The following is a 9,448-nucleotide window of genomic DNA, read 5'->3' on the forward strand; positions in this document are numbered from 1 at the left end:
ACGACCAGGTGCCACTGACCGCCGGCGAGGCGATGTCCAGCCCCGCCGTGGCCGCCCGCACCGACACCGATGTCGCGGACATCATCCAGACGATGCTGTCCGAGCACATCACCCGGATGCCGATCCTCGATCAGGATCAGCGCCTGGTCGGCCTGGTGAGCCGCAGCGACCTGCTCCGCCCGCTGGCCCGCCCCGACGCCGAGATCGCCGCGGACATCCGGGACGTGCTCGCGCGGTGGGACGGCGGACTCCACCCGAGCGTCGAGGTCACTGAGGGCGAGGTGACCCTCGTCGTCGCGGGCCTGCCCGAACCGGAGACGGCGTTGCGGCTGGTGCGGGCGGTACCGGGAGTGCTCGCGGCCCGGTTGAACCCCGGCGAGGACGATCAGCCCGGGTAGTCACCGGCCTGCGGCGTTCCCGGTATACAGGGATGCACTGTGACGTCCTGGCCGATCATCCCCACCGTGCGCGGCTACCGGGCCGCATGGCTGGGCCGCGATCTCGCCGCCGGTCTGACCCTCGCCGGCCTGGCCGTACCGGAGCAGGTCGCCACCGCGGGACTGGTGGGAGCACCGGCCTCGGCCGGCCTGTACGCCTTCGTCGCCGGATCGCTGATGTTCGCCGTGCTCGGCCGCCATCCCCAGCTCTCGGTGGGGGCCGATTCGACGATCGCGCCGCTGCTGGCCGCGGCGGCGGCGACCGCCGGCTCGCCGGGCGATCCGCGTTACCTTCAGTCCGTCGCGATCCTCACGGTGATGGTCGGACTGCTGGTCACCGCGGCCGGTCTGCTCCGACTCGGCTGGGTCTCCCAGTTCCTGTCGACGCCGGTGGTCACGGGGGTGCTGGCGGGCATCGCCGTGCAGATCCTCGTCCGCCAGCTCCCCGCCGTCCTGGGCGTTCCCGGGGAGGGGACAAACACCATCAGCCGGTTACGTGCCGTCGCCGGCAGACTCGACCACACCAACGGCTGGGCGGTGACCATCGCGGCGCTCGTCATCGTTGTGATCGTCGTGAGCGAACGCCTCGACCGCCGCATCCCGGGTGCGCTGCTCGGCGTGATCGGATCGACCGCGGCGGTCGCCTGGCTCGGGCTGGGCTCCCGGGGCGTCGCGACGGTCGGCCCGGTCGAGGCAGGCCTGCCGACCATCGGTCTGCCGTCGGCGCCGTGGAGCGAGGTGCGCCACCTCCTGCCGGCAGCACTGATCGTCACCTTCCTGTGCGTGACCCAGACGGCGGCGACCGAACGCGGGGCCGCCCCGGCCACCGGGACTGCGGGCGACTTCGACCGTGACCTGGTGGCCGTGGGTGCCGGCAGCCTGCTGGCGGGCCTCGGGGGATCGTTCGCGGTGAACGCAAGCCCGCCGCGGACCGAGATCGTGGCCGCGACGGGCGGCCGCACGCAGGTCTGCGCACTGGTCGCGGCCGCCCTCACGCTCGGCTTCGTCACCGGGGCCGCCGGCGTGCTGCGGAACCTGCCGCAGGCCGCCCTCGGCGCGATCCTCGCCTTCGTCGCGTCCCGGCTGCTGCGGATCACCGAGCTGCGCACGATCCTGCGGTTCGACCGGCTCGAGTACGCGCTGGCCGTCGTCACGACCGCAGCGGTGGCGCTGATCGGGGTCGAACAGGGCGTCATCGTGGCGATGGTGCTGGCGCTCGCGGACCGCACCTGGCGAGCCGCCCGTCCCGCCGATGTGGTGCTGGGCCGCGAACCCGGCACCGATCACTGGATTCCGGTCGACGTCGGGCAGCCGACCGAACAGGTGCCCGGCGTGGTCGTCTACCTGCTCTACGGCCCGCTCTGGTACGGCAACGCCGACCACACGGCTGCCCGCATCCGTGACCTCGTCGACGCGGCGCGCTCACCGGTGCACGCCTTCGTGCTCGACGCCGGCGGCATCTCCGACATCGACTACACGGCCGCGCAGACCCTGCGGGACCTGCTGCACAGGCTCGGCCGACGCGGCGTCACCGTCGGGATCGCCCGGTCGTCCCACCTCGTCCACCACGATCTGGACCACTCCGGCCTGCTCGCCGCGCTCGGCCCGGGCCGCCTGTTCGTGACGGTCGAGGACGCGGTGGTGGCCCTGGCCGTGTTGGGATGAGACATGCTCTCCGGTGACGGTGACGGTGGCCGGCCCGTCCGGGCCTGGCATGCGCTCACCCCCGACGGGGCCGGCGCCGCACTCGGCGTCGATCCGGCCGAGGGGCCGTCGAGCCGGTCTGGAGGCTGTTCCTCCGGCAGTTCGCGGACCTGCTGATCGCCATCCTGGCGGTGGCGGCGATCGTCAGCGCGGTCGTGTCGAAGTCGCTCGAGACACCGATCGTCATCGGCGTCGTCGTGCTGGTGGAGGCGGCCACGCTGGCGGTCGGCGAGTCGACCCTGACCGGGGAGGCCGCACCGGTCGGCAAGGGCACCGGCGCGGCGCCGCCCGACGCGGCGCTGGCCGACCGATCCGACATGGTCTACATGAACACGGTCGTCACCCGCGGCCGCGGGCTCGCGGTCGTGACCGCGACCGGCATGGGCACCGAGATCGACCAGATCGCCGAGCTGCTCGAACAGACGCCGGTCCGGCGCACGCCGCTGCAGCGCCAGGTCGACCAGCTCGGCCGGACCATCGCGGCGATCGCCGCCGCCGTGGTCGTCGTCGTGGTCGTGCTTGGTGTCGTCCAGGGACGCGACCTCGCGGACCTGTTCCTCACGGGGGTGTCGCTGGCGGTCGCCGCCATCCCCGAAGGGCTGCCCGCGGTCGTCGCGTTCACCCTCGCGATGGGCACGTCCCGGATGGCGAAACGCAACGAGATGACCGCCACCGCGATCTGGTCCGGTGGTCGGAAGCTGAGCGTCACCGGGCTCGGTTACGGCCCGGACGGCCGCATCCATGACGGGGACGGTGCCCCGGCCAGCCTGCCACCCGTCGCCGTCGAGGTGCTCGCGCTGTGCTCGGACGCGACCGTCGGCGACGGGCAGCTCGTCGGCGACCCGACCGAGGGCGCGCTGGTGGCACTCGCCGCCAAGAGCGGAGTGGACGTGGGCGCCCGACGCCGACGCCGACCCCGCCTCGCCGAGGTCCCGTTCGACGCGGACTACCGACTGATGGCGACCGTGCATCCTTTTGCGGATATTGCGGATATTGCCGACGGAGCCGATGCAGCCGACGGTGGGCGCCGGGCTCCCGCGGCCGACGGCGGCGCCGGCCTGGCGATCCGCTGTCCGGGGTGGCGCGGTTGGCGATGATCGGGCTCGTCGCGATCATCGACCCGCCGCGGGAGTCAGCCGGACCGGCACTCGCCGCCCGCCGCGGCCGGCCGGGGAACGCCTGCTGACAGGCCCCCGGCTGGCCCGCATCACCGGCCTTGCCGCCGTCATGGCGGCCGGGACGCTCATCGCGATCAGCGTGCTGCCCGGCCCGCTGCCCGCGGAAGGCGCCGAGACGGCCGCGGGCACGGTCGCCTTCACCACCTTCGCCCTGTTCCAGCTCTTCAACCTGCTCAACCTGCGCAGCGACACCGCGTCGGTGTTCAACGCCCGGACCCTGGCGAACAGGGCGGTGCTGGTCGCGATCCTCGGCGTCGTCGTGCTCCAGGTCCTGGTGGTCAGCGTCCCGGCTCTGCGCGGCTTCTTCGACACCGCGCCGCTGGGCTGGCGGGAATGGCTGCTGGCGGCGGGCATCGCCTCCTCGGCGCTGTGGCTGGAGGAGATCCGCAAGTTCTTCCTGCGCCGGCGGGGTCGCACCCTCGAGGATCTCCCCGTCCCGCGGCACACCGCTCCCGTCCGACACCGGCCCCGTTCATGAGCTCGGCGGCCGCACGGATCCGGGTGTGCGCGGGCACCGTCACCGGTGCGGACGGCGCCGGCGGGGTCTAGACCTGGCGAGCGAGGATCGCCATCGTGCGATCATCCTCGACGGCCCCGTGGGTATGCTCGGCGACCTGCGCGAACAGCCGGCGCAGCAACCCGGCGGGCGAGTCCGTCCCGGCGCGGGATGTGGTCAGGGGCCGCGTGCCGAACTGATCACCGTGCTCGTCCCGGGCCTCGTTGATGCCGTCCGTGTACAGCAGCAGAAGGTCCCCGACCGCCATGGTCAGTGAACGCGACGACCAGATCTCGGTGCCGGCGAACAGATCGGAGAGAATCGGCCCGGTCGGACCGAGCACACGTGGTTCGCCGCCATCCCCGCCCACCGGGGGCGCGGGCATATGCAGGATCGGCGGATGCCCCGCGTTGACGTAGTCCACGCGACCCGACCGGGTTTCGGCCACCGCAAGGAAGGCGGTGGCGAACATCTCCCCGACGTCGCCGGCCGCGGCGACGTCGTCCACCGTCCGGCTGATCACGAGGCCGGGCTTCAGGCCGGCGAACAGATGCCGGCGCATCGCCTGCCGCAGGCTTCGCGCGAACAGCGCGGCCCGCTCGCCGTGGCCGGCGGCGTCGCCGATGCACAGCGCGAGCCGCCCGTCACCGAGGTCCAGCACGTCCACCCAGTCCCCACCGCGCCCAGGGATCACGGGAAGCGAACGCCAGTAGGCCCGCATCCGGGGGACCTGACGACTCACGCAGCCAGCCCCATGAACCGCAGGATCGGTCTCGTTCCAAGCTACGGTCATCGAGGGGTGGCGCATGGACGCCTCCAGACTGATTCCATGGGGAAACATGCCGCTGCGACCAGCCTCTCGGCAGCGCAGGGCCCATACCAGGGACTTTTGGAGTGCCCGGACGGGCCTTGCCGCCCGGATGGGCGCCCGGCGGTGCCAGCCGATCCCGGTCATCGGGGACAAACCGGCGGGCGGGCCTGCCCTGGTAGATCAACAGCCGGCGCGAATCGGTCCGCGCCAGGGACTTTCGGCCCCTCGACGCATCGACCTTCGACCTTCGACCGGGTCAGCCGAAGGTCCCGAATGGGACAGGTCAGGCCGGCGCCTCCCCGCCCGCCGGCGGGACCGGCGGGGCATCCGCCAGCGAGAAGTAGTCCTCCTCCTGCGCGAAGTGCAGGCGGAGGACCGCATACAACCCGTAGAGCAGCTGGCACAGATCGCGGACGTCGTCCCGGTCGAGGTCGGCCGGATCGAGCTCGTCGAGAAGCCGGCCGAGGCGGCGGACGAGATGGTGGATCTCCATGTGCGCCCGGCTCATCATGGCGGTCGACTCGCTCCCCCCGAGCACGCTCGTCAGCACCGGGTAGAACTGGTCGTCCTCGGCGTCGTCGTCCACCGCCGCCGCGCTCCGGAGCAGATCCAGCCCGGGACGCAGGCGGTGGTGTTCGGCGGCGAAATGCTCGGACATCGCCGCCTGCTCGCCGTGCAGGGACACCGACCGATCTCGGCCCGGCCGCAGTGCCCGCAGCGCGTTGCCGATGGCGGCGATGTCGATGCCCTCCTGCAACAGCGCCCCCGGCGCCGGGGCCAGGCCGCCGAACGACGCCACGACCATGGCGATTCCGGACAGACCCATCCCCAGCAGGACACTCTGCCGGGCGATGGTCCCCGAGCGCGCGGCGATCGCCATCGCCTCGGCGAGCCGGTCCAGCCGGTCGACGGTCAGGACCACGTCGGCGGCCTCCGCGGACGCCGTGGTTCCGCGCGCGGCCAGCGCCACCCCTACCGTCGCCACGGCGAGTGCCGGCGCATCGTTGACGCCGTCACCGACCATGACGGTGCGCGCGGTACGGCCTCGGCCCGAACCGCGGCGAGCTTGTCGGCCGGTGTGCATTCGGCGATCACCTCGTCGACGCCGAGCCCGGCCCCGACCGACTCGGCGACCTCGGCCCGGTCACCGGTGACCGGTGACGATCCGGCGCACCCCGGTGGCGCGGAGCCGGTTGATCATCCGCGGCGCGTCGGGTCGCGGCGGATCGTCCAGCAGCAGCGCACCCGCGAGCCGCCCGTCGACGCCGACGAACACCGCGGTCGATCCGTCGAACGTGCACCGCCGGCGGACCGTGCGAACCCACCGGCCGCCGGCCTCGGCCACTGGTGCGGCCCCGGCAGCGGCGGCGGCCCCGGCCCAGGCAGCGGTTCCGACCGCGACCAGATGGCCGCCCACCGCCGCGGATTCCGGTACCGGGTTCCTCGACGACGTCCGCCGCGTCCGTGATGACGTCGGTGACGGTGGGGCGGCCCACGGTGAGGGTGCCCGTCTTGTCGAAGAGCACAGTGTCGGCCCGGCCCAGCGCCTCGAGGGCACCACCACCCTTGACGATCACCCCTCGGCGGGCGGCCCAGGCCACCGCGCTGATGCGGGTCTGGTCCACGAACCACGCGACGACGCCGATCACCAGGCCGCCGAGGGCCAGGCCGACCAGCAGAGCCGCCCGCCTCCGCGGGGTCGACCAGGCCCGGCCTCCGACCACGCCCGGTTGCGCGTCGGCCGCCGCGGCAGGTTCCCGAGAAGATTCTCCGCCCATGATCTCCGCCCATGATCATCGCCCATCGTCGTGCACTGTGGGGGCTGGAGTCCGTCAGGACACGGTCACAGCGGGGCGGCCCAGTGCAGATGGGTGCCCCCGCCGGTCGGCGTGGTGAGGGCGAAGGTTCCACCGAGCTGCTCGGCGCGGGACCGGAGATTGGCCAACCCGCTGCGCCGATCGGCGGAGCCGATGCCGACGCCGTCGTCGATCACGTCGACGACCACCGCGTCGCCGGCCACGCCGAGGTGGAGCTCGACAGACCGGGCCTGGGAGTGGCGCGCCGCGTTGGTCAGCGCCTCCCGGGCGACGGCGATCACGTGGTCGGCAAGCTCGTCTCCGACCACGGTCTCGAGCGGGCCGGAGTAGCGGATGGTCGGCGTGAAGCCGAGGGCCGGGCGGACGTCCTCGGCGATCCGGTCGATCTCGGTGTGCAGGCGGCGCTGTTCCTCCGGCTCGCCGCTGCTGCGCAGCTCGAAGATCGACCGTCGGATGTCCTTGATGGTCAGGTCGAGGTCGTCGACGTACTGGTTGAGCCGCTCGGCGTTCGCCGGCCGTTCGTACTGGGCGACGTCCTGCAGGCCGAGTGCCACGGCGAACATCCGCTGGATGACGTGGTCGTGCAGGTCACGGGCGATGCGACCACGATCCGCCAGCACCATCAGCCGTTCCCGGTCGGCCTTGACCCGAGCCAGCTCCAGGGTGATCGCCACGTTGCCGGCGAAGCTGGCGGCGCTGGCGAGATCGGCGTCGTTGAAGGGCCGCTCGGCCCGGTTCCGGCCGACGAGCAGCACGCCGGACACGTGGTCGGCGCCGGCGAGCAGCGGCAGGACGATCAACGAGCCCGTCTCGGCCCCCCGCTCCTCGGGAAGGGAGTCGAGACGGGCATCCTGCACCCGCAGTGGCTGCTGCTCCGCCATCACCCGGCCGGCCAGGGTGCCCTCGAGCGGTATCCGCTGCCCGACACGCCCAGCGGTGTCCACCCCGGCGACGGCGGTGACCCGGACACTGCCGGGATCCTCCTCGCGCAGGGCGACCGAGACGAACTGCGCGCCGGCGACGGTGCACAGCCGTTGCACGACGGACCCGAGGGCGCCGTCGGCCTCGGCCATGATCTGCCGGGTCACCTCGGCCGAGGCGCTCATCCACCGGTGCCGCTGCTGGGCGTCGTGGAACAGCCGCGCGTTCTCGATCGCGACGCCGGCGCTGGCGGCCAGTGCCAGCGCGAGCTCCTCGTCCTCCGCGGTGAAGGCGGCGTCGCCGCGCTTCTCGGTCAGATAGAGATTGCCGAACACCGCACCACGCACCGTGATGGGCACGCCGAGGAACGTTCGCATCGGCGGATGCCCGGGTGGAAAGCCGTACGCGTTCGGATCCCGGGAGATGTTGTCGAGGCGGCGCGGCCGGGGATCGTCGATCAGGAGACCGAGCACACCGTGGCCGGTGGGCAGGTGACCGATCTGTTCGACGTCCTTCGGGTCCATGCCGACGTGGATGAACTCCTCCAGGGTGCGGTCCGCCGCGATGACGCCCAGGGCCCCGTACCGGGCGTCGAGCAGCTGGCACGCCGCCTCCACGACCTGCCGGAGCAGCATCGGCAGCCGCAGGTCCGTGGCGATAGCACGACTCGCTGCGAGCAGCCCGCGCAACCGGCCCTGGGTGGCCAGCACGTCCTGGGCGCGCTCGACCAGCTGGGTGAGCAGCTCGTCGAGTTCGAGCCGCGCGACGACAGGAAAGGTCAAGCCCTCCCCCTGCGGGGACGGCGACGGGGAGTCTGCTTGCGCCCCAGCCCCGTTTGCGGCGAGCTCGGCTTCCCTGCCCACGCCCGCACAGTACCGGACTCGAAGACCCGATCCCCGAAGAAGTACAGCACCGACCTCGAGGTCTCGACGAACCCGATGAACCCGATGAACCCGGCGAACCCGGCGAACGGCGGCGGCGCACCGGCCGGCACCGGCTCGTCTCGGCCCGGGCCGGTCAGGCGACGAGGGCGCGCGCGATCCGTGCGGCCGCCACCTCCGGCGGCGCCACGCAGCACAGTTCCACCAGGTCGGCGTCGGTCTCGGTGGCGATCTGGGCCGCGAGCTGCCGGTGCGCGCCGGCGGTCCAGGAGGCGTCGAGCACCACACTCTCCCCCGTTCCAGGGCCGTCCGGGCGCGTCGCATCAGCTCCGAGTACGTCGCCTCGGTCGGCTGCGGGCCGTACAGCCCCGCGCCGAACGCGTCGGCCGCGTACTGCTCCGCAGCCAGACCCGCCAGCCCCTTGCGCACCGCGTCGGATCCGATCCGCACCCAGCCGTCCCCACCGTCGGCCAGCCCCTGGGACAGCGTCGACTTGCCGGTCCCGGGAAGGCCGCCGACCAGGACCAGCCGGACCCGGCCGCGGCGCAGGTGACGCAGGGCCATCGCGGCCAGCTCGCGGGCGGCGCCGGCCGCGCCCGGCTCCCCCTGGTGGTCACGGATGCCGGCGACCTTGGCCCGGACGAAGGCCCGGTAGGCGATGTAGAGATGCTCCAGGGAGGCCGGATGGGTCTCGCCGGAAAACTCTCGGTAGGCGTCCAGGAAGTACCGCGCCGCCTCAGGATGGCCGAGCCGTTCGAGATCCATCGCGAGGAAGGCGACTGTCGCCGATGCCGAGGTACACGTCGGGGGCCAGGCGCCGGTTGAGCCTCACCTCGGCCTCGCAGGCGGCGAGCCGGGCCTGGCGGGTGCGGTAGTCGATCGTCTCCTGTCCTCGTCCCGAAGGATCCCGAGCCGTCCCGAAGGATCCCGGGCCGGCAGGATCCCGGAGCCGACCCGCGTCCCCCACGAATGTGGGCAACGTCATCCTGCCCACGGCACATCTCGGCGACGAATGCCGGAAGGCACCTGGCCGCGGGCCCTTCGGACCTCCAACAGCCGACCTTCCCAGCTCGACCGGACCTCCCTGGACCTGCCCCGGCCAGCCACTGCACGAACCCGACGGCCACCGTGACCACCGGCCGCGCCCAGCGGGGGTGGCGGCCGGTGCCCCGCGGACCGCCAGCGGGAGGGCGGGCCCCGGGG

The 9,448-nt window shown here is 73.0% G+C and carries 8 protein-coding genes and 1 pseudogene; 4 read left to right on the plus strand and 5 right to left on the minus strand.

Annotation, left to right across the window (positions count from 1 at the left end):
• The 4 genes from NBZ85_RS22210 to NBZ85_RS22225 all read left to right on the plus strand — a co-directional run.
• The coding region (locus NBZ85_RS22210) for a CBS domain-containing protein (protein WP_261562530.1) at window positions 1-398 on the plus strand (398 nt) is incomplete at its 5' end.
• Between the two features lie 39 nt (window positions 399-437).
• A complete protein-coding gene (locus NBZ85_RS22215; RefSeq protein ID WP_261554245.1) occupies window positions 438-2,102 on the plus strand; it encodes a SulP family inorganic anion transporter in 1,665 nt (554 codons plus the stop codon).
• Window positions 2,103-2,146: 44 nt separating this feature from the next.
• Window positions 2,147-3,238: a P-type ATPase actuator domain-containing protein gene (locus NBZ85_RS22220; RefSeq protein WP_261562532.1), complete on the plus strand. Its 1,092-nt coding sequence runs from the start codon at window positions 2,147-2,149 to the stop codon at window positions 3,236-3,238.
• A 109-nt stretch (window positions 3,239-3,347) separates the two neighbouring features.
• Complete coding sequence (locus NBZ85_RS22225) at window positions 3,348-3,797, plus strand: cation transporting ATPase C-terminal domain-containing protein (protein WP_261562533.1); 450 nt, start codon at window positions 3,348-3,350, stop codon at window positions 3,795-3,797.
• A gap of 67 nt (window positions 3,798-3,864) precedes the next feature.
• Here NBZ85_RS22225 and NBZ85_RS22230 read toward each other — a convergent pair whose 3' ends face one another.
• The 5 genes and pseudogenes from NBZ85_RS22230 to NBZ85_RS34105 all read right to left on the minus strand — a co-directional run.
• Window positions 3,865-4,557 (minus strand): PP2C family protein-serine/threonine phosphatase, encoded by a 693-nt coding sequence (locus NBZ85_RS22230; protein ID WP_261554247.1) that lies wholly within the window; start codon window positions 4,555-4,557, stop codon window positions 3,865-3,867.
• Between the two features lie 352 nt (window positions 4,558-4,909).
• Window positions 4,910-5,650: a hemerythrin domain-containing protein gene (locus NBZ85_RS22235; protein ID WP_261562531.1), complete on the minus strand. Its 741-nt coding sequence runs from the start codon at window positions 5,648-5,650 to the stop codon at window positions 4,910-4,912.
• A 120-nt stretch (window positions 5,651-5,770) separates the two neighbouring features.
• Window positions 5,771-6,043: a hypothetical protein gene (locus NBZ85_RS22240; RefSeq protein WP_261562534.1), complete on the minus strand. Its 273-nt coding sequence runs from the start codon at window positions 6,041-6,043 to the stop codon at window positions 5,771-5,773.
• Window positions 6,044-6,469: 426 nt separating this feature from the next.
• Window positions 6,470-8,146 carry a GAF domain-containing protein gene (locus NBZ85_RS22245; protein ID WP_261554250.1) on the minus strand — a complete coding sequence of 559 codons (1,677 nt, stop codon included), beginning with the start codon at window positions 8,144-8,146 and terminating at the stop codon, window positions 6,470-6,472.
• 250 nt (window positions 8,147-8,396) lie between these two features.
• Window positions 8,397-9,025, minus strand: a pseudogene (locus tag NBZ85_RS34105) (P-loop nucleotide/nucleoside kinase family protein); the annotation flags it as partial.
• Between the last annotated feature and the right edge of the window lie 423 nt (window positions 9,026-9,448).

It is taken from the genome of Frankia tisae (assembly GCF_025403405.1).
In the GTDB taxonomy this organism is placed as follows: Bacteria; Actinomycetota; Actinomycetes; order Frankiales; family Frankiaceae; genus Frankia; species Frankia tisai.

Excerpts from the sequence above, each read along its gene's own strand:
- NBZ85_RS22235 (WP_261562531.1), bottom strand. The coding sequence starts at position 5,650 with ATGGTCGGTGACGGCGTCAACGATGCGCCGGCACTCGCCGTGGCGACG.